Source organism: Microbacterium sp. SL75 (assembly GCF_026625865.1).
In the GTDB taxonomy this organism is placed as follows: Bacteria; Actinomycetota; Actinomycetes; order Actinomycetales; family Microbacteriaceae; genus Microbacterium.
The window spans coordinates 2,841,472-2,860,749 of the sequence record NZ_CP113067.1 but is presented as its reverse complement, the minus strand read 5'-3'; the positions used below and the strand labels follow the sequence as shown (position 1 = coordinate 2,860,749).

At 70.5% G+C, this 19,278-nt stretch carries 17 protein-coding genes and 1 tRNA gene; 4 read left to right on the top strand and 14 right to left on the bottom strand.

Features of this window, described 5'->3' with window-relative positions; translation table 11 throughout:
• Positions 1 to 24: 24 nt before the first annotated feature.
• From OVA17_RS13495 to OVA17_RS13485, 3 genes are read right to left on the bottom strand one after another with little or no spacing between them, the layout of a single operon-like run.
• The gene (locus OVA17_RS13495; protein ID WP_267787075.1) at positions 25 to 2,091 is read right to left on the bottom strand and encodes a PTS fructose transporter subunit IIABC; all 2,067 of its coding nucleotides are present in this window, start codon (positions 2,089 to 2,091) and stop codon (positions 25 to 27) included.
• Between the two features lie 18 nt (positions 2,092 to 2,109).
• The gene (locus OVA17_RS13490; RefSeq protein WP_267787074.1) at positions 2,110 to 3,075 is read right to left on the bottom strand and encodes a 1-phosphofructokinase family hexose kinase; all 966 of its coding nucleotides are present in this window, start codon (positions 3,073 to 3,075) and stop codon (positions 2,110 to 2,112) included.
• Positions 3,072 to 3,857, bottom strand: a complete 786-nt coding sequence (locus tag OVA17_RS13485; RefSeq protein ID WP_210074589.1) for a DeoR/GlpR family DNA-binding transcription regulator — start codon at positions 3,855 to 3,857, stop codon at positions 3,072 to 3,074. Before OVA17_RS13485 ends, OVA17_RS13490 begins: the two co-directional genes overlap by 4 nt.
• 202 nt (positions 3,858 to 4,059) lie before the next feature.
• Here OVA17_RS13485 and OVA17_RS13480 point away from each other — a divergent pair, with 202 nt between their 5' ends.
• From OVA17_RS13480 to OVA17_RS13470, 3 genes are read left to right on the top strand one after another with little or no spacing between them, the layout of a single operon-like run.
• The gene (locus OVA17_RS13480; protein WP_267787073.1) at positions 4,060 to 5,106 is read left to right on the top strand and encodes an ABC transporter substrate-binding protein; all 1,047 of its coding nucleotides are present in this window, start codon (positions 4,060 to 4,062) and stop codon (positions 5,104 to 5,106) included.
• A gap of 47 nt (positions 5,107 to 5,153) precedes the next feature.
• Positions 5,154 to 6,158 carry a FecCD family ABC transporter permease gene (locus tag OVA17_RS13475; protein WP_267789402.1) on the top strand — a complete coding sequence of 335 codons (1,005 nt, stop codon included), beginning with the start codon at positions 5,154 to 5,156 and terminating at the stop codon, positions 6,156 to 6,158.
• Positions 6,155 to 6,928 (top strand): ABC transporter ATP-binding protein, encoded by a 774-nt coding sequence (locus tag OVA17_RS13470; RefSeq protein WP_267787072.1) that lies wholly within the window; start codon positions 6,155 to 6,157, stop codon positions 6,926 to 6,928. The genes OVA17_RS13475 and OVA17_RS13470 overlap by 4 nt, the downstream gene beginning before the upstream one ends.
• 15 nt (positions 6,929 to 6,943) lie before the next feature.
• On the opposite strand, the gene OVA17_RS13465 is transcribed toward OVA17_RS13470, so the two are convergent.
• The 6 genes from OVA17_RS13465 to OVA17_RS13440 form a co-directional block, all read right to left on the bottom strand.
• A complete protein-coding gene (locus OVA17_RS13465) occupies positions 6,944 to 7,366 on the bottom strand; it encodes a hypothetical protein (RefSeq protein WP_210074582.1) in 423 nt (140 codons plus the stop codon).
• A 92-nt stretch (positions 7,367 to 7,458) separates the two neighbouring features.
• Entirely contained in the window at positions 7,459 to 7,641 is a 183-nt protein-coding gene (locus tag OVA17_RS13460) for a hypothetical protein (protein WP_267787071.1), read from the bottom strand.
• 27 nt (positions 7,642 to 7,668) lie between these two features.
• The gene (locus OVA17_RS13455) at positions 7,669 to 8,580 is read right to left on the bottom strand and encodes an alpha/beta hydrolase family esterase (RefSeq protein WP_267787070.1); all 912 of its coding nucleotides are present in this window, start codon (positions 8,578 to 8,580) and stop codon (positions 7,669 to 7,671) included.
• Positions 8,581 to 8,692: 112 nt separating this feature from the next.
• Positions 8,693 to 8,764: transfer RNA gene (locus OVA17_RS13450), tRNA-Gln, on the bottom strand.
• 286 nt (positions 8,765 to 9,050) lie between these two features.
• Positions 9,051 to 10,559, bottom strand: coding sequence for a glutamate--tRNA ligase (gltX, locus tag OVA17_RS13445; RefSeq protein ID WP_267787069.1), 1,509 nt, complete (start codon positions 10,557 to 10,559; stop codon positions 9,051 to 9,053).
• Between the two features lie 10 nt (positions 10,560 to 10,569).
• A complete protein-coding gene (locus tag OVA17_RS13440; RefSeq protein ID WP_267787068.1) occupies positions 10,570 to 11,532 on the bottom strand; it encodes a LysR family transcriptional regulator in 963 nt (320 codons plus the stop codon).
• Positions 11,533 to 11,612: 80 nt separating this feature from the next.
• Here OVA17_RS13440 and OVA17_RS13435 point away from each other — a divergent pair, with 80 nt between their 5' ends.
• Positions 11,613 to 12,701 (top strand): aminotransferase class V-fold PLP-dependent enzyme, encoded by a 1,089-nt coding sequence (locus OVA17_RS13435; protein ID WP_267787067.1) that lies wholly within the window; start codon positions 11,613 to 11,615, stop codon positions 12,699 to 12,701.
• Between the two features lie 73 nt (positions 12,702 to 12,774).
• Here the strand turns inward: OVA17_RS13435 and OVA17_RS13430 are convergent, their stop codons facing one another.
• From OVA17_RS13430 to OVA17_RS13410, 5 genes are all read right to left on the bottom strand, one after another.
• Complete coding sequence (locus tag OVA17_RS13430) at positions 12,775 to 14,040, bottom strand: MFS transporter (RefSeq protein ID WP_267787066.1); 1,266 nt, start codon at positions 14,038 to 14,040, stop codon at positions 12,775 to 12,777.
• Positions 14,033 to 14,800, bottom strand: coding sequence for a fumarylacetoacetate hydrolase family protein (locus OVA17_RS13425; protein ID WP_267787065.1), 768 nt, complete (start codon positions 14,798 to 14,800; stop codon positions 14,033 to 14,035). Before OVA17_RS13425 ends, OVA17_RS13430 begins: the two co-directional genes overlap by 8 nt.
• Positions 14,801 to 15,472: 672 nt before the next feature.
• Complete coding sequence (locus OVA17_RS13420) at positions 15,473 to 16,579, bottom strand: branched-chain amino acid aminotransferase (protein ID WP_210074566.1); 1,107 nt, start codon at positions 16,577 to 16,579, stop codon at positions 15,473 to 15,475.
• A 54-nt stretch (positions 16,580 to 16,633) separates the two neighbouring features.
• On the bottom strand, positions 16,634 to 17,683 hold the full coding sequence (locus tag OVA17_RS13415) for a 3-isopropylmalate dehydrogenase (protein ID WP_267787064.1): 1,050 nt from the start codon (positions 17,681 to 17,683) through the stop codon (positions 16,634 to 16,636).
• 24 nt (positions 17,684 to 17,707) lie between these two features.
• On the bottom strand, positions 17,708 to 19,246 hold the full coding sequence (locus OVA17_RS13410) for an MFS transporter (protein WP_267787063.1): 1,539 nt from the start codon (positions 19,244 to 19,246) through the stop codon (positions 17,708 to 17,710).
• Positions 19,247 to 19,278: the final 32 nt, after the last annotated feature.

The following is a 19,278-nucleotide window of genomic DNA, read 5'->3' as shown; positions in this document are numbered from 1 at the left end:
GAATCCTTCCGATTCGACGGGGTGTTACGCGGCGACCGTGGCTGCGGGAGCAGCCTCGGCGACGGCGGCGTCCTGCGTGCTGCGGCCGATGCCCTTGAGGGCGACGACGATCAGCGCAGTCACGACGGTACCTGCCACGATTGCGAGGGCGAAACCCCAGAAGGGGTTGATCGCGAAGAAGACGAAGATCCCGCCGTGGGGGGCGAACGACTGCACCGAGAGCAGCATGCTCAGACCACCCGTGATCGCGCCGCCCACCATCGAGGCGGGGATCACGCGCAGCGGGTCGGCAGCGGCGAACGGAATCGCGCCCTCGGAGATGAACGAGGCGCCGAGCAGCCAAGCGGCCGCGCCGTTCTCGCGCTCGACCGGGGTGAACTTCTTGCGGGCGAGCAGCGTCGAGGCGAGGGCCATCGCGAGCGGCGGGACCATACCGGCGGCCATGACCGCGGCCATGATGAGGTACGGCGTGGTGTTCGTCTGGGTCGCGGCGGCCAGGCCGGTCGTGGCGAAGACGTATGCGACCTTGTTGACGGGTCCACCGAGGTCGAAGCACATCATCAGACCGAGGATGACACCGAGCACGATGGCACCTGCGCCGCTGGCGGCGAGCGAGGTCAGACCGTCGGTGAGGGCGGCCATGAGGGCGGCGATCGGTCGGCCGAGGAAGAGGATCATCAGGCCCGAGGCGAAGATCGATCCCAGGAACGGCACGATCACGACGGGCATGAGGCCGCGCAGCCACCGCGGGGCGTCGAAGCGACCGAGCCACCAGGCGATGAAGCCCGCGAGCAGACCGCCGATGATGCCGCCGATGAAGCCGGCGTTCATCAGGACGGCCACGGCACCCGCGACGAAGCCGGGGGCGATACCGGGGCGGTCGGCGATGGCGTACGCGATGAAGCCCGCGAGAACGGCCACGATGAAGCCCATCGAGGTCGCACCGATCATGAAGGCGACCGAACCGAGGTACTGCCCCACCGGACCGAACGACGAGGTGATGCCCTCGGTCGGGAGAGCCCAGAGCGAGTTCTGGATGATGACGTTCGAGGCGTTCTTGGTGACCTCGTAGCCGCCGAGCAGGAAGCCGAGGGCGATGAGCAGACCACCGCCGGCGACGAACGGGATCATGTAGCTGACACCGGTGAGCAGCCACCGCTGGATGCGACGGCCCACCGACTGCTGCGCCACGGGAGCATCGGACGCGGATGCCGCGGCGGCACCGCCCTGCACGCGTGCGGCGTTCGGGTTCTCGCTCGCGGCGAGGGCCTCGGCGATGAGCTGCTTCGGCTGCTCGATGCCGCGCTTGACGCCCGCGCGGACGACGGGCTTGCCGGCGAAGCGCTGGGGCTCGCGCACGTCGACGTCGACCGCGAAGATCACGGCGTCGGCGTCGTCGATGACGCTCTGCGGGAGCGCCTTGTAGCCGCTGGAGCCCTGGGGCTCGACGACGAGCTCGACCCCCTCGGTCTCGGCGCCGGCGGCGGTGAGCGCGTCGGCCGCCATGAAGGTGTGCGCAATGCCGGTCGCGCAGGCGGTGACGGCGACGATCTTCTTCGTCTTCACGGCCGTACGGGCCTCGGCGCGCGTCGTGGCCGGCGCCGCGGCGGCGGGAGCTTCGGCCGCGACCGGCGACTCGGCCGGGGCGATGGCATCCGTGATGATCCGGACGGCCTCGGTGGGCGTCTGCGCCGAACGCAGGCCCGACATGAAGTCGTTGTTCATGAGGCTGCGCGCGAGCTGCGACAGCACCGAGAGGTGGGCCTCGTCGGCACCTTCGGGTGCCGCGATGAGGAACACGATGTCGGCGGGGCCGTCGGGGGCGCCGAAGTCGACGCCCGGGGTCAGCCGCGCGAAGGCGAGGGTGGGCTCGGTGACCGAGGCGCTGCGCGCGTGCGGGATGCCGATGCCGCCGGGCAGGCCGGTCTCGTCCTTCTGCTCGCGGGCCCAGGCGTCGTCGAACAGCTCTTGCGCACTGCGCGCGCGGCCCTGCGCGACGACGCGCTCGGCCAGAGCGCGGATCACCGACTGCTTGTCGGTGCCCAGGGGCACGTCGAGGGTGACGAGCTCCGGAGTGATGATGTCGGACATTGTCAGTGACCTCCGTGGTCAGGATGTTGCGATGGGGGTGGGGAATTCGGTGACGGCGATCGCACCCGCGGGCAGATCGTCGGGGGTCGGCGCCTGCGTGCCCGGAAGAGTGGCGGCGGCCGCTCCGTAGGCGATGCTGCGCGCGAGACGGTCGGGGGCCGAAGCCCCTTCGAGGTCGGCGAGCAGGTAGCCGGCGAGCGAGCTGTCGCCCGCGCCGACGGTGCTGGCGACCTGGATCTTAGGGGCGCGTCCGCGCCAGGTTCCCTCGGCCGTGAACAGCAGGGCGCCGTCGGCGCCGAGGGTCACGAGGGCGGATGCCACTCGGCCCGGAACCAGCGACTGCGCGCGGCGCGACGCCGCGGCCAGGACATCGTCGTCGGATGCCGGGTCTTCTCCGACGAGCTCGGCGAGTTCTTCGTGGTTGGGCTTGATGAGGTCGGGGTGCGCGGTCTCGACGACCGCGGCAAGGGCAGGACCCGAGGCATCGACCGCGATGAGCGGAGCGGCGCTCCCCCACCGCGCACGCACGGCGGTGATGAGATCCACGTAGAAGGAGGTCGGGACGCCGGGAGGCAGCGACCCCGCCAGAACCAGCCAAGTGGCCCCTTCGGAGGCGGCGACGACTCCCGCGACGACGGCCTCGGCCTCGGCGGCCGAGAGCTCGGCGCCGGGGAGGTTGAGCTTCGTGGTCTCACCCGCGGGATCGGTGATGGTGAGGTTGGCGCGGGCGCGGCCTGCCACCTCGATCACGTCGAGCGCGATACCGGTGTCTTCGAGGAGCATGCGATACGGGTCGTGGGCATTGACCGGCACCACCGCGCGTGCGGGTGCGCCGGCGGCCGAGACCACGCGGGCGACGTTCACGCCTTTGCCTCCGGCGTCTTCGCGCGAGGACACAGCGCGCTGCATCTCACCGGGCTGGAGGGCCTCGGACAGCACGACGGCGCGGTCCGCGGAGGGGTTGGCGGTCAGAGTGACGATCATGCGACGCGCACCTCGATGTCAGCGGCCTCGAGGGCCTCGGAAAGCGCCGCGGGAGGGGCGGCGTCGGTGACGAGCACGTCGAGCTCGTCGAGTCGGGCGAAGCGCACGAGCAGTTCTTCGCCGAACTTGGCCGCGTCGGCGACGAGAACGACGCGACGGGCGGACTGGATGATGGCCGCCTTGACGGCGGCCTCGTCAGGGTCGGGGGTGCTCAGGCCGAACTCCACGCTCAGCCCGTTCGTCCCTACGAACGCGATGTCGGGGCGGAGCTGGCCGATGGTGCGCACCGTGTGGGCGCCGACCGCGGCCGCGGTGACGCCTCGGACGCGCCCGCCGATCGTGGTGAGCGACAGGCGTTCTTCGCCGGCGAGCAGGTGCGCGGCCTCGAGCGAGTGCGTCACGACCTCGACGGCGCTGATACCCGCACCGAGAGCGGACGGCAGGAGCGAGGCGACAGCTGCGGACGTGGTACCCGCGTCGAGGAAGATCGAGCCGCGGAAGTCGGAGCCGAGCAGGGCCACGGCCTCGGCGGCGATGGCACGCTTCGCGTCTCGGTGACGCTCCCGACGCTCGGTGAGCGGGGACTCCGCCGTACTGGCACGACCGATGTCGACCGCGCCGCCGTGGACGCGACGGAGGGAACCGAGCCCTTCGAGCCGGTCGAGGTCGCGGCGGACGGTCTCCGTGGTCACGTCGAAGCGGCGAGCGAGATCGACGACGCTGACACGTCCGATCTCGCGCAGTTCGCGCTCGATGAGCTGCTGGCGCTCCATTGCGTACACGGGGATCCCCTTCGAAGATTCCCACACGATACAACACGAAACCACACACGGCAACAGATTCGCGACACCGCACACGACGCCGCGGGCGACGGGACTCCCACACGAACGAAGAGACCGGTCCGGCCCGCGCAGCAAGTGAGGCTATCCTTACCCGTGGTCCACCGTCGGGCCGCTCGTTCCACGATCCCTACGGAGTTCCCGGATGCCACGCGCCCGCGCCCTCGCCTTCCCGTTCGTCCTCGTGACCGCTGCAGCCCTGCTCACGGGGTGCGGCGCGTCGGAGGTCGTCCCCGAAGCCTCGGCCTCCTCGACCGGAGAAGGCGCCACCGCCTACCCGCTGACGCTTCAGAACTGCGGGCGCGAGATCACGGTCGACAAGGCGCCCAGCCGTGTCGTGTCCCTGGACCAGGACTCCACCGAGATCCTGCTGTCGCTGGGCCTGCAGGACCGGATGGTCGGCACGGCATCCTGGACCGATCCGGTCCTCGACTCGCTCGCCGAGGCGAACGCGGCGGTCCCCCGTCTGTCCGACAACGCCCCCTCATACGAGGTCGTCCTCGGCACCGACCCCGACTTCGTGACCGCCTCGTTCGGTCGCCACTTCGCCCAGGGCGGGGTCGCCACGCGCGATCGCTTCGCCGAGACCGGGATCGCCTCGTACCTCTCCCCCACCGACTGCGACGGCGACGTGAGCTTCAACGCCGGAGGAAAGCGCACCACGCCCCTCACGGTCGACACGCTCTACGGCGAGATCCGCGACCTCGCGCGCATCTTCGACGTGTCCGACCGTGGCGAAGCGCTGGTCCAGTCACTGCAGCAGCGGGCCGCGGCGGCGACCGAGGGCATCGACTTCGAGGGCCACACCGTGGCCTTCTGGTTCGCCGACACCAAGACCCCGTACGTCGCCGGCGGCTTTTCGAACGCCGCTCTGCTGGCATCCACCACGAAGATGACCAACGTGTTCGCCTCGCAGACGGACGACTGGCCCGCAGTCGGCTGGGAGAGCATGGTCTCGGCCGACCCCGACGTTCTCGTCCTTGGCGACCTGCAGCGCGACCGCTTCCCGGGCGACCGGCTCGCCGACAAGATCGCCTTCCTCGAGAGCGACCCCCTGACGAGCACCATGACCGCCGTCAAGAACAAGCGCTACATCGCGTTGCACGGCGCCGAGCTCAACCCCTCGATCCGCTTCGTCGACGCACTCGACAAGATCCGCGCGTGGTGGGACGAGAACGGGAGCACGCTCTGAGCGCGAGCGTCGTCTCGCGAGCCCGGCTCGGTCGGGGCTCCGCGGGACTGGGCATCGTGCTCGCCCTCGTCGGGCTCGTGGTGCTGGTGATCTCCGTCGGCGTCGCCGTCACGCTGGGACCGGCCGACGTGTCACTGGTCAACGTGCGCGACGTGCTGCTGAACCACCTGGGTCTGACCGACATCCCGGTCAAGGCCGCCAAGAACGCGATCGTGTGGGAGGAGCGCCTCCCCCGCGCCCTCGTCGCGGCGTGCGCAGGCGCAGGACTCGCCCTGTGCGGTGTCGTCATGCAGTCGCTGCTGCGCAACCCCCTCGCCGAGCCGTTCGTGCTCGGGGTCTCGTCGGGAGCATCGACCGGTGCCGTCGTGATCGGCGTGCTCGGAATCGGCGGCGGAGTGCTCGGCCTCTCGGGCGGGGCCTTCGTCGGTGCTCTCGTGGCCTTCGGCCTCGTGCTGCTGCTCTCGCGCTTCACCTCGGGCGGCACCTCCGGCGTGATCCTCGCCGGTGTCGCCAGCACGCAATTCTTCTCGGCGCTGACCTCGCTCGTGGTGTTCGCCGTGGCCGACAGCGACGAGACGCGCGGGGTGATGTTCTGGCTCCTCGGCTCGCTCGAGGGCATGCGGTGGGACAAGGTCGCGCTCTGCGCCGTCGTGGTCGTCGTCGGCGGCGCCGTGTGCCTGTTCGCCGCGCGCGCCCTCGATGCCTTCACGTTCGGCGACGATGTGGCCGCCTCCCTCGGCATCCCGGTCGCTCGTACGCGCATCGGCCTGCTCATCGTGACGGCCCTGATGACGGCCGCGCTCGTCAGCGTGGTCGGCGCGGTCGGTTTCGTGGGACTCGTCGTACCGCACGCGGTCCGGCTGATGGTGGGTCAGCGTCACGTGCGCGTCGTTCCGCTCGCGGCGGTCGTCGGCGCCGTGTTCATGGTGTGGGTGGATGCCGCGACCCGCACCCTCTTCGCCCCCACGCCCCTGCCGGTGGGGGTCGGAACGGCGCTGGTAGGCGTCCCGGTATTCGTGGCCCTGCTCGTTCGACGGAGGGGCCGCGCATGACGCTCGAAACCCGCGAGGTCCGCTGGACGCGGGGCGGTGCCCTGGTCGTCGACGACGTGTCGATTCGCCCCGAACCCGGCTCGACCGTGGGCCTTCTCGGTCCGAACGGCTCGGGCAAATCGTCGCTGCTGCGTCTGCTGCAGGGTGCCGCGCGCCCCGACTCGGGCCAGGTGCTGCTCGACGATCGACCGCTGGGCGAGTGGCGTCGCCGCGAGATGGCGCGATCCGTCGCCGTGGTCACGCAGCACGCCGAGACGGACGCCGACATCGTCGTCCGCGACGTCGTGCGCCTCGGCCGCACACCGCACCGTCCGGTATGGGGCGGCTCCACCACCGGCGACGAGGCCGCGATCGATGCGGCGCTCGAGCGCGTGGGCCTCACCGACAAGGCCGATCGTCTCTGGCACACCCTCTCGGGAGGCGAACGCCAGCGCGCCCAGATCGCCCGCGCTCTCGCCCAGGAGCCCCGCGAACTGCTGCTCGACGAGCCCACGAACCACCTCGACATCCGTCATCAACTCGACGTCCTGGCCCTCGTGGCCGCCCTCCGCGTGACGAGCATCATCGCGCTGCACGACCTCAATCTCGCCGCGACCTACTGCGACAGCGTGCTCGTGCTCCGCGCCGGCCGCGTCGTGGCGGCGGGGACTCCCGCCGAGGTGCTCACCCCGGCGCTCATCGCCGACGTCTACGAGGTCAAGGCGCGAGTGATCCCGGATGCCGAGACCGGACGCTCCACGATCCTGTTCGACGGGCCGCTGGCATCCTGACCCCTCTTCTGAGCCTCAGGGCGCCACGACGGAGAGAGTGAAGCGGATCGTCTTACCGTCGGGGCCCGTGAGGGTGGCGGGAGTCTTGCCGACGGCGTGGGGCAGGAACCCGGGCCGGAAGACCGAGCCCTCGGACGGCCCTCCCGGCGAGAAGTCGGCGATCGCGACATCGCCCGTCGACCCGGTCCACTCAGCCTCGGTGCCGTCGGGCACGGCGACCACGAGCGAGGTGCCGATCTTCACCGTCGCCTCTTTGCCGTCGAGGTCTTCGGGCGAGGCGACCGTCGGCGCAAAGGCCTGATCGTCCACCGAGGCGGCGGGACTCGGGGCCTCGGCCGCGGGCACGGCCGGGGCGTCGGAGGCCGCGGGCGTGCAGCCCGCGAGCACCACGCCCGCGGCGACGACCGCGGCGAGCCGGAAAGCGAGGGAGCGCTTCACGAAGACCTTCTTTCGCGAACGGAGACGCGGATCGCGACTCTCGATCGGATGCTAGCCCTCGAAGTCTTTGACGACGCCGAACGCGCGCAGACTCAGTCGCCGATCGGGATCTCGATCGAGGTGACCGCCGAGCTATCGAGATCGAGCAGCCCCGGCACCGCCGCGGGTTGCTCGTCATCCGGCAGCAGTTCCGCCCGAGTCTTCGGCCGCGCGGGCTCGCCGGGAAGCCCCGCCCACTCGCTCGGTTCTTCGGGTCGCTGTACGAAGAGTCCCATGGGTCTATCCTCTCCCCGCTCCGCGGTTCACGGCAGAGGGTGGGCTGTGAAGAACGTTTCGATCAGGGTGGTGGCCGAGACCGCCGTCGAGCCCGAACCGGCCGCGCCGGGCCAGACGTGTCCGCCCCCGTCGATCCGGTAGTGCACGAGAGCGCCGGGGTCTCGGCATCCGGTCCAGGTCTGCCTCTCGACTCCCGCGGCGACGGTCTCCGGGCGCGGGTCGGACGCGCAGCCGTTGCGGATCACCAGCTGCGACAGCCACAGCGACACCGGCGCGACGGTCGCATCGTGGCGCGTACCGCCGTCGTACGGGATGACCTCGTCGGCGGTGCCGTGAAACGCGATCACGGGGACAGGGGGTGCGCTCGGGCAGGGCGGATTGGTCGCGGGGTAGATCGCCCCCGACACCACGGCGAAGGCGGCGATGCGCTCGGGGAGAGCGCACGACAGCAGAGAGACGAACCCGCCGCCGTTCGAGATACCGACGGCGAAGACGCGCTCGCGGTCGATGCAGAGACGGGACTCCACGTCGTCGAGCAGCGCAGAGACGAAGGCGACGTCGTCGGCGCCCGAGGAGTAGGGCGCGCCCTGCCAGCCGCTTCCTGCCGCGGTGTCTGCCGGCTGGGGGTAGACGACGACCGCGCCGCTGTCGTCGAGACCGCTGAGTCGCTCCACTTCGCCGGTCGGCATACGGTATCCGGCGAAGGCGAGGATGAGGGGTGTGGGTGAGGTGTTCGTCGTGGCCGCCGGGACGTACATGCTGAACGTACGGGGTGCGCCGTCGACGGTCACTGCGAGCGGTGTGCTCGTGCCCGACTCGAGCGACGGGATTGTGCCGCAGCCCGACGCCGGCGCCGGCTCCGCGGGGCTCTCGCTGCATACCGAGAGGGCGAGCCCGCCGAGGATCGCGGCGAGGACGACGAGCGGGCGGAGGCGCATCGGGCCATCCTACGGTTCGCCTCGGAACGGGCTCTCCCGACCGTCTGCCGTGCCGTGACGGGGATAGGCGAAAGGCCCGAGATCTCAGAGATCATCGGGCCTTTTCACGAAGCTGGGGTACCTGGACTCGAACCAAGAACAACGGAACCAGAAACCGCCGTGTTGCCAATTACACCATACCCCAATGGCTTCGAGCCGTAACTCGTGCCGAGGATCAAGCTTACGCGAGACCGGGCCCAGCGCCAAACCAGAGCCCCGCGCCACGCGTCCCGGGCGCGTCCCGGGGCTCGAGGTTCGGGCCACGAGACGGACTCGCGCACGCGAACGAACCTCGCGAATTTCGCGCGGGAACGCCGGAGACGCATCCCGCTCTGCGCGTTCCGTGCTGCTTGTCGACCCTTCCCCGCGCACGGCGCCCATAGCGGCGATACCCGCGGCCGACGAGGCCACGGGGATCGAGGTCGAGCGTCTCAGCCCAGGTGCGCCGCCAGCGCCTCGAGGCGACGGATCGACTCGGCCTTGCCGAGCAGCTCCATCGACTCGAACAACGGCGGCGAGATGCGGCGGCCGGTGAGGGCGACGCGGGGCGGGCCGTAGGCGACACGCGGCTTGAGCCCCAGGTCGTCGACCAGGGCGCCCGACAGGGCCTCCTGCACCGCGGCGGCGGTGAAGTCGTCGACGCCCTCAAGAGCGCGGACGGATGCCGCGAGCACCTCGGGCGCGTTCGCGGGAAGGCCCTTGAGTGCGTCCTCGGCGTAGTCGACGTCCGAGACGAAGAGGAAGCCGAGCATGCCCGGCACCTCCCCCAGCAGCTGCACGCGCTCCTGGACGAGCGGCGCCGCCTGGGCGATGATCGCGCGGTGCTCGTCGCTCGGCTGCTCGGCGATGTAACCCGCACCCGCGAGGTAGGGGACGATGCGGGCCGCGAAGTCTGCGGCATCCAGCATGCGGATGTGATCGCCGTTGATGGCCTCGGCCTTCTTCTGGTCGAAGCGCGCAGGGTTGGGGTTCACGTCGGCGATGTCGAAGGCGGCGATCATCTCGTCGAGCGAGAACACGTCACGGTCGGCCGAGAGCGACCAGCCGAGAAGCGAGAGGTAGTTCAGCAGCCCCTCATGGATGAAGCCCTTCTCGCGCTGCAGGAAGAGATCGGCCTGAGGGTCGCGCTTGGACAGCTTCTTGTTGCCGGTCTCGCCGAGCACGAGCGGCATGTGGCCGAATCGCGGCATGTAATCGGTGACGCCGGCATCGAGCAGCGCGCGGTAGAGCGCCAGCTGGCGGGCTGTGGAGGGCATGAGGTCTTCGCCGCGGATCACGTGGGTGATGCCCATGAGCGCGTCGTCGACCGGGTTCACGAAGGTGTAGAGCGGAATCCCCCCGGCGCGCACGATGACGAAGTCGGGGAACGATCCGGCGGGGAAGGTCACCTCGCCGCGGATCAGGTCGACGAAGGTGAGGTCCTCGTCGGGAACGCGCACGCGCCACGCGGGCTCGCGCCCCTCGGCACGGAAGACGGCCTTCTGCTCGTCCGTGAGGTCGCGGTCGTAGTTGTCGTAGCCGAGCTGCTTGGCGCGGCCGTTGGCCTCGTTGCGCGCGTCGATCTCTTCGGCGGTGGAGTAGCTCTCGTACACCGCTCCCGCGGCGATGAGCTTGTCGAGTACCTCCCGGTAGATCTCGTGGCGCTGCGACTGCCGGTACGGCGCGTGCGGGCCGCCGACCTCGACGCCTTCGTCCCAGTCGATGTTCATCCACCGCAGTGCCTCGAGGAGCTGCTGGTAGCTCTCTTCGCTGTCGCGCGCGGCGTCGGTGTCTTCGATACGGAAGACGAGCTTGCCGCCGTTGTGCCGGGCGTAGGCCCAGTTGAACAGGACGGTGCGGATGAGACCGACGTGCGGCAACCCCGTTGGTGAGGGGCAGAAGCGGACGCGAACGTCGGCGCCGGTGGCGGTCGTGGTGCGGGGATCGGGCGTGGCAGACATCCCCTTGATCCTATCGGCGGGCGGTGGAGCTTCCCGAGTGCCGCAGATGATCGGCCAGGACCTCGCCCATGACCTCGAGTGCGGCTCCGACCGCGGGCACGTGCTCGGCGCCCCGAGCGGTGATCACGTGCAGGGTCCGCGCTTCGGCGGCGGGCAGCCGCGGCGCCGCGATGCCCGAAAGCATCGGGAGGGATGCCACGGCCATTCGCGGCAGGATCGCCATGCCCACCCCCTGGGCGACGAGGTTCTCGACGGCGATGAAGTTGTCGGTCTCGAAAGCGATGTCGGGGGTGAACCCCGAGCGTCCGCACGCCTCGAGCAGATGGCCGCGGCACTGCGGGCACCCCGCGATCCACCGCTCCCCCGCGAGTTGCGAGAGGTCGATGGGGTCGTGGGCGGCCGCGGGGTGGTCCGTGGGCACGACCACCACCGTGTCGTCGTCCCCGATGAGTCGGGACGAGAGTCCGGATGCCGCCGACTCCAGGTGTTCGCGTCGATCGCCCGGATAGCTGTAGATGAGCGCGATGTCGGCGCGATTCTCGCGCACGGCGGCGATGGCCTCGGGCGGCTCGGCCTCGACGAAGCTGATGGACACACCCGGCCGGCGAGCGGTCACGGCGGCGATGACGCGCGGAACGACCGTCGACGACGCCGACGGGAAGGCGGCGATCCGTACGCGACCGGCCCGCAGACCACGCAGCTCGGCCAGGTCTCCGGCGGCGGCGTCGAGCGCCGTGGTGACGGCGGCCGCGTGACGGGCGAGAATCGACCCCGCCTCGGTGAGACGCACGCCTCGACCGACACGCTCGACGATCGGCATCCCGGCGCGCCTTTCGAGGCGGCGAAGCTGTTGGCTCACCGCGGGTTGACTGTAACCGAGCGCTCGGGCAGCGGCGGTGATCGAACCGGTGTCGGCGATGGCCTTGACCACCCGCAGGGCGTTCGCGTCGAGGGAGTCGTCGATCTCGGCCATTCCCACACATAAGCAGAGGTGATGGTTCTCATGCAACACCTGTTCTAGTGCAATGTCAGGCGCGAGGCGATCCTGGTTTCATGAGCAGCCTCGCCTCGCACTTCGCCGGTGGCCGCGACTACCTCGCGGCCTGCACCCTCGGCCTGCCCTCGCGCGCCACGGTGGCCGCGGTCCGCGCCGACCTCGAGTCCGCGGCATCCGGACGCCCCGATGTCGTCGCCGCGTCGCAGGCCGTCGAACAGGCCCGGGCCTCGTACGCGCACCTCGTGAGCTGCCCGGTCGGTGACGTCGCGATCGGCTCACAGACGTCGGTGCAGGTCTCGCTCCTCGCCGCATCGGTGCCGGACGGCGCCGAGGTGCTCTGCGCCGAGGGGGACTTCTCGTCTCTCGTCGCCCCCTTCGCTCACGCGGGTCGAGGCGTGCGCCTGCGCACCGCCCCCTTGCAGGAGCTGGCCGCCGCGATCTCTCCCGACACGTGGCTCGTCGCGTTCTCGCTCGTGCAGTCGGCGACCGGAGAGGTCGCGGATGCCGCGGGCATCGCCGCCGCGGCCGCCCGTGCCGGCGCCCGCACGCTCTGCGACCTCACCCAGGCCGCCGGGTGGCTTCCCGTCGACGCGACGATGTTCGATGCGACCGTCTGCCACGCCTACAAGTGGCTCTGCTGCCCGCGCGCGGTGTCGTTCCTCACTCTCTCGCCCGCGTTCGCGGGCGAGATCCGTCCCGTTCAGGCCGGCTGGTACTCCGGCGACGACCCGTGGTCGTCGTGCTACGGCACCGGGGGAACGCTCGCCGCCGATGCCCGCCGGTTCGATGTCTCGCCCGCCTGGCAGGCGTTCGTCGGGGCAGCCCCCGCCCTGGCTCTCTTCGCCGACGCCGACATCACCGCGACCTACGCACACGTGACGGGCCTGGCGGCGCGCTTCCGCGACGGCCTCGGACTCGAACACCCCGAGCGTCCCTCGGCGATCGTCACCTGGCCGGATGCCACGGGCGAAGCGCTCGCTCAGCTCACTGCCCACGGGATCACGGCGTCGGGCCGCGCGGGTCGCGCCCGCGTGGCGTTCCACGTCTTCAACGACGAGCTCGACGTCGACCGGGCGCTGCACGCACTCGGTGTGCGTGGCGACGAGGACCTGTCGGCGTTCGACGGCCTGGTCTACGCGATCTGAGCCGCCCCGGGCCGCCGTCGGTGAGGGGCGCCGGCAGCAGCCCTGCGCGGAACCGCCGACTTCTTCGCGAGGCTCATGCCGAGGCGCGGCTTCTACCGACCACGACCGCGCCCACGCAGACGGCGGCGACCGGGACTAGCGCCCAGAGCGCCAGACCCTCGTAGCCGACCGCCCCGAGGACCAGGCCGGCCAGCACCGAGCCCACGGCCGCACAGGCCGTCATGAGCGTGTCGCTGCGGCCCTGACGGCGCGGGCGAAGCGCGAGAGGCGTCGCCTCGGTGAGCAGCGCCGATCCCGAGACGGTCGCCGCGCTCCACCCGAGGCCGAGCAGCACGAGGGCGACGAGCACACCGGCCTGCGAGTCGGGCAGGGTCGCCGCAACCGCCAGCGACGCCGCGAGCAGCACCTGACCGAGGACGATCACGCCGATGCGGCCGAGACGATCGGCCAGAGCACCGAACACGGGTGAGAGGCCGTACATCCCGAACACGTGTGCGGCGATCGTGATGCCGACGGCGAAGGTCACGGCATCCGGAGCGACGATGTGCGAGAGGTGCACCGGAGTCATCGCCATGACCGAGGCCATGGTCACGTGCGACGCCGCGACGGCCAGTATCGCGAAGCGCGCGAGACCCGGTCGATCCGCCTGCGGTGCGGAAGCGGTGACGGATGCCGAGGCGTCCCGTTCCAGACGTTGGGCCAGCAACAGCGGGTCGGGCCGCAGGACGAGCACGTACAACGCGAAGGCGCAGACCTGGGCGGCGAACGAGAAGAGGTAGGCGCCGGTCAGGCGCGGCATCCCGACGCTGGCTCCGATGAGCTCGCCGGGCGCGAGCAACAGGGGGCCGACCACTCCGCCGATCGTGGTGGCCCAGACCACCGTGGCCAGGTCACGCCCGCGGCGGGCGGTGCGGGCGAGGTCGGTGGCGGCGAAACGCGACTGCAGGGTCGCGGCGTTCCCCGCGCCGATGAGCGCGATCCCCACCAGCAGCAGGGGGAAGAGCCGGAGTGCGGCGGCCGCGATGACCACGGCGATGCCGACCAGGGCCGCGACGTTGCCCGTGGTGAGCGCCACCCGGCGGCCTCGACGACCGGCCAGCCGGGCGAGCGGGATCGCCGTGAGGGCCGCACCCAGCGTGACCGAGGCCGTGGCCAGGCCCGAAAGGGCCTCCTGCCCCGACAGGTCGGCGGCGAGGAGCGCTCCGAGCGAGAGGGTCGCCCCGAAGGCGACGCCCGTGAGCACCTGCCCCGCTGCCAGCACGCAGACCGTGCGGCGCTGCGTGACGGCGAGGTCGCGCTCGGTGAGCACCGCCCCCGCCGCCACACGGGAATCAGGCATCGCGCGCCGTGTTGCGCAGAATGCCGATGCCACTCACCTCGACCTCAATAGTGTCGCCCGCTTCGAACGGACCGACGCCGGCCGGCGTGCCCGTGAGGATGAGGTCGCCGGGGAGGAGCGTGAACACCGCGGAGGCGTAGGCGACGAGCGCGCCGATGCCGTGGATCATGTCGGAGACCGGGCCCTGCTGACGCACCTCGCCGTTGACGCGCGTCGTGATCCGGGCCGCGTCGAGGTCGAGGTCGGTCTCGATCACCGGGCCCACGGGGCAGAAGGTGTCGAAGCCCTTTGCGCGCGACCATTGGCCGTCGGTGCGCTGCAGATCGCGTGCCGTGATGTCGTTGGCGACCGTGTAGCCGAAGATGTAGCCGCTCGCGCGCTCGGCGGGAACGTTCTTCGCGATGCGGCCGATCACGACGGCGAGCTCGCCCTCGTAGTCGGTGTGCGAGCTCAGGCTCGTGGGGCGCACGATGACGTCGTCCGGGCCGACGACCGACGTGTTCGGCTTGAGGAACATCAGCGGTTCGGCCGGCGCCTCGCCACCCATCTCCGCGGCGTGATCGTGGTAATTCTTGCCGATGCAGACGACCTTCGAACGCGGGATTACCGGCGCGAGCAGGACCACGTCGGCCAGAGGCACGCGCTCGCCCGTCGTGTCGAACCCGGCGAACATCGGGTCTCCGGCGAGGACCACGAGCTCGCCCTCGTCGACGATTCCGTAGCGAATGGCATCCTGATAGCTGAATCGAGCGATCTTCACGGAGCCAGCCTATCCGCGGCCCCCGACATCGCACCGGGTCCGCCGAGGCCTCACTCGCGCTCGGCCGCCGCACGCGCGCCCGGCGTGACGCCGCTCACCCACGCATAAACGCGATCCGCGCGCAGAAACGCGCGCACCACGCGTTTCCCGTCGCAGATCGCGTTTATGAGTGGAACCCGAGGCCGCTCCCCCGCCGCCGCCACGCTCGGCGCACGACACCCGCGCCGGAGCCCGCTACCTCGGGCACAACACCGCGTCCCGCCACCCCAGGCACAACCCCGCGTCCCGCCACCCCAGGCACAACACCGCGTCCCGCCACCCCAGGCACAACACCGCGTCCCGCCACCCCAGGCACAACACCGCGTCCCGCCACCCCAGGCACAACCCCGCGCCTCGCCACCCCACGCATAAACACGATCCGCGCCCAGAAACACGCGCACCACGCGTTTCCCGTCGGAGATCGCGTTTATGCGTGGAACCCGAGGCCGCTCCCCCGCCACCCCGGGCATAAACGCGCTCCGCGCTCAGAAACACGCGCACCACGCGTTTATGAGCGCGGAGCGCGTTTCTACACGCTTGCCGGTACAGGGCCTCACCGCACGCCGTCGCGGACGGTGAGCGGAGACGACGGAGGGGCCCCGGTGTCCGGGAGCCCCTCCGTCCGCGCGACGCTTATGCGTCGAGGCGGTACAGCCAGCCGTGCTTGTCTTCGGCGCGGCCGTACTGGATGTTCGTGAGTTCCTCGCGCAGTTCGAGCGCGAGCGTGCCGGTGGGCTGCTCGTCGATGAAGTCGCGACCCTTGAGCACGCCGATCGGGGTGACGACCGCGGCGGTGCCGCACGCGAACACCTCGACGATGTCTCCGGATGCCACTCCCTCGCGCCACTCGTCGAGCGAGACGTTGCGTCCCACAACGTGGTGACCGCGGTCGCGTGCGAGCTGCAGGAGCGAGTCGCGCGTGATTCCCTCGAGGATCGAGTCGGACTGCGGTGTGACGATCGTGCCGTCCTTGTAGACGAAGACGACGTTCATGCCGCCGAGCTCTTCGACGTTGCGGTCCTGGTCGAGGAAGACGACCTGGTCGCACTCGTTCTCGTACGCCTCGGACTGAGGAAGCAGACTCGCGGCGTAGTTGCCGCCGGTCTTGGCCGCACCCGTGCCGCCCTTACCGGCACGCGAGTAGTCCTCGCTGAGCCAGATCGAGACGGGCTTCACCCCGCCCTTGAAGTAGGCGCCGGCGGGACTGGCGATCAGGTAGTAGGCGACCTTGTGCGCGGGGCGGACGCCGAGGAACGCCTCTTTCGCGAACATGAACGGGCGCAGATACAGGCTCTGGTCGTCGCCCGAGGGGACCCACGCGCCGTCGAGGGCGATGAGCTCCTTGAGCGACTGCAGGAAGTACGGCACCGGCAGCTCGGGGAGCGCGAGTCGGCGGGCCGAACGCTGCAGACGGCGGCCGTTCTGGTCGGGGCGGAAGGTGTGAACCGAGCCGTCGGCGTGGCGGTAGGCCTTGATGCCCTCGAAGATCTCCTGGCCGTAGTGCAGCACCGCCGCGGCGGGGTCGAGCGAGATCGGACCGTAGGGCGAGACGCGCGGGCGGTGCCAGCCGCCGCGAACCGACCAGCAGATGTCGACCATGTGGTCGGTGAAGCTCTGCCCGAAGCCGGGGTTGGCGAGGATCGCGTCGCGGTCGGCCGCGTTCTTGGCGGCGAGGTTGCGCGTGACGGAGAACTCGAGGGGCTCGAGTCCGGTGTCGGGATCGGTGTCGATGGTGGTCATTCGTTGTCCAAAGCTTCTCGAGTGCCGGAGGCGATGCTCGCCGATCGGTCCAGGTTACGCCTGGACGCGCTCGGCGATGGCGTCGCCGATCTGGGCGGTGGTGCGGACCCCGTCGCGGCTGGCGATGTCGTCCTCGACCGCGCGGGTCACGCGGGCGGCCTCGTCGGTGAGCCCGAGGTGGTCGAGCAGGAGGGCGACGGAGAGGATCGCGGCCGTGGGGTCGGCCTTTTGGCTTCCCGCGATGTCGGGCGCCGAACCGTGCACGGGCTCGAACATCGAGGGGAACGCGCCGTCGGGGTTGATGTTGCCCGAAGCGGCGAGGCCGATGCCACCGGTGACGGCGCCGGCCAGGTCGGTCAGGATGTCGCCGAAGAGGTTGTCGGTGACGATCACGTCGAAGCGGCTCGGGTTCGTGACCAGGAAGATGGTTGCCGCGTCGACGTGCAGGTAGTCTACGTCGACCCCGGGGAACTCGGAAGCCACGGCATCCACGATCCGCTTCCACATGCCACCCGCGTGCACGAGCACATTCGTCTTGTGCACGAGCGTGAGCGTGTGGCGGCGGCGCTCGGCGAGAGCGAAGGCGTAGCGGACCACGCGCTCGACGCCGTAGGCGGTGTTGACCGAGGTCTCGTTCGCGACCTCGTGGGGCGTGCCGCGGCGGATAGATCCGCCGTTGCCGACGTACGGCCCTTCCGTTCCTTCGCGCACCACGACGAAGTCGATCTCGCCCGGCTCCGCAAGCGGGCCGGTGGCTCCCGGGTAGAGCTTCGACGGGCGCAGGTTGACGTAGTGTTCGAGCTCGAAGCGGAGTTTGAGCAGCAGGCCGCGCTCGATGTTCGCGTCTTTCAGGCGGGGGTCGCCGGGCACTCCCCCGACGGCGCCGAGCAGGATCGCGTCGTGTGCGGCGATCGCGGCGAGGTCGTCGTCGGTGAGAGTGTCTCCGGTCTCGAGGAAGCGGCCGGCCCCCAGCGAGAACGGCGTCTTGTCGAACGACACGTCGGATCCGGCGGTGACGGCGTCGAGCACCTTCACGGCCTCGGCGACGACCTCGGGACCGATGCCGTCACCGGGGATGACGGCCAGCTTCACGACACGCGACATCGCTCTCCTCAGAGCTCGGGCACGTCACTTCTTCGACGCGCTGCGGGATCCTCCCAGGGTAGTGGCAGCGACGACCGCGGCCACGACGATCAGCGCCGCGCCGATGAGGGCGGTGACGACGACGCCCGAGTCGAAGGCGTAGGCGGCGGCGGCGCGCAGGGCCTCGGCCAGCGCGACGTCGTCGAGGGTGTCGGCGACGGAGACCGCTCCGGCGAGGGTCTCGCGGGCAGCGTGAGCCGCGGCATCCGGAAGCCCGGCGGGCAGAACGAGCTGCGCCCGGTAGAACGCGGCGAGGATGCCGCCGAGCACGGCGGTGCCGAGGACGGCGCCGACCTCATAGGCGGTCTCGGAGACCGCGCTGGCCGCACCCGCCTTCGCCGAGGGGGCACTGGAGAGGATCAGCTCGTTCGAGACGGTCTCGGCGGCGCCGATGCCGACACCCAGCAGCGCGAAGGCGACGATCAACAGCGTCAGGTCGGACGTCGAGAGGGCGACCATGATGTACGCGACGACCGAGAACGACAGAGCGACGGGCACAACGATCCGCGGCGCGAAGCGCTTGGCCACGGGGACCACCACGAGCCCCGCGATGATCATGAGCACGAGGCCGGGCAACAGGGCGAAGCCCGCGACCATCGGCGAGAGGCCGACCACCAACTGCAGGTGCTGGGCGACGAAGTAGAGGAAGCCGACCAGGCCCACGACGCTGAGCAGGTTGACCAGGATCGCACCCGAGAACGTGCCCTGGCGGAACAGTGTCATGTCGAGCATGGGCGTCGCCAAACGGCGCTGGCGGCGGACGAACAACCACCCGAAGACCACTCCGATGACGAAGAGCACCGGGGCCAGCGACATCGGACCGTCGACGGCGAGCTTCTTGATGCCGTAGACGATCGGCACCATGGTCGCGAGCGAGAGGACGACGCTGAGGGGGTCGAACCGGCCCGGCTTCGGGTCGCGGCTCTCGGGCACGAAGAACGGGGCGAGGACGAGGAGCGGTACGAGTACCGGCACGGCCATGAGGAAGACGGAACCCCACGTGAAGTGCTCGAGCAGGAAGCCGCCGACGATGGGGCCCAGGGCCGCTCCCGCCGAGAAACCGGAGGCCCAGACGGCGATCGCGATTCGACGCTGGTCACGGTCGCGGAAGATGCTCCGCAGCAACGAGAGGGTCGACGGCATGAGCATGGCGCCGAAGACACCCATGAGCGCGCGGCCCGTGATCAGCAGGGCCGCGGTGGGCGCGAACGCCGACAGCGCGGACACGGCCGCGAAGCCGGTCGCCCCGATCAACAGCATGCGGCGACGTCCGAAGCGGTCGCCCAGGGTGCCCATGGTCACGAGAAGCCCGGCGAGCACGAGCGGGTAGACGTCGATGATCCACAGCTGTTCGATGCTCGAGGGGCGCAGAGACAGCGCGATCTCGGGCAACGCGAAGCTCAGGACCGTGTTGTCGACCGAGACGAGCAACACGGGAAGCATGAGCACCGTCAGTGCGAACCATCCACGCCACCCGGCGCGAGCCACGGTGATCTCCGAGGTGGGCAACGACGAGGTGAGCATGCGCGAATCCCTTTCTTAACCGTCCAGCCGGT

Coding starts and splice junctions, on each gene's coding strand:
- OVA17_RS13495 (WP_267787075.1), bottom strand. CDS start 2,091: ATGTCCGACATCATCACTCCGGAGCTCGTCACCCTCGACGTGCCCCTG.
- OVA17_RS13490 (WP_267787074.1), bottom strand. CDS start 3,075: ATGATCGTCACTCTGACCGCCAACCCCTCCGCGGACCGCGCCGTCGTG.
- OVA17_RS13480 (WP_267787073.1), top strand. CDS start 4,060: ATGCCACGCGCCCGCGCCCTCGCCTTCCCGTTCGTCCTCGTGACCGCT.
- OVA17_RS13470 (WP_267787072.1), top strand. CDS start 6,155: ATGACGCTCGAAACCCGCGAGGTCCGCTGGACGCGGGGCGGTGCCCTG.
- OVA17_RS13460 (WP_267787071.1), bottom strand. CDS start 7,641: ATGGGACTCTTCGTACAGCGACCCGAAGAACCGAGCGAGTGGGCGGGG.
- OVA17_RS13455 (WP_267787070.1), bottom strand. CDS start 8,580: ATGCGCCTCCGCCCGCTCGTCGTCCTCGCCGCGATCCTCGGCGGGCTC.
- gltX (WP_267787069.1), bottom strand. CDS start 10,559: ATGTCTGCCACGCCCGATCCCCGCACCACGACCGCCACCGGCGCCGAC.
- OVA17_RS13440 (WP_267787068.1), bottom strand. CDS start 11,532: ATGGCCGAGATCGACGACTCCCTCGACGCGAACGCCCTGCGGGTGGTC.
- OVA17_RS13435 (WP_267787067.1), top strand. CDS start 11,613: ATGAGCAGCCTCGCCTCGCACTTCGCCGGTGGCCGCGACTACCTCGCG.
- OVA17_RS13430 (WP_267787066.1), bottom strand. CDS start 14,040: ATGCCTGATTCCCGTGTGGCGGCGGGGGCGGTGCTCACCGAGCGCGAC.
- OVA17_RS13420 (WP_210074566.1), bottom strand. CDS start 16,579: ATGACCACCATCGACACCGATCCCGACACCGGACTCGAGCCCCTCGAG.
- OVA17_RS13415 (WP_267787064.1), bottom strand. CDS start 17,683: ATGTCGCGTGTCGTGAAGCTGGCCGTCATCCCCGGTGACGGCATCGGT.
- OVA17_RS13410 (WP_267787063.1), bottom strand. CDS start 19,246: ATGCTCACCTCGTCGTTGCCCACCTCGGAGATCACCGTGGCTCGCGCC.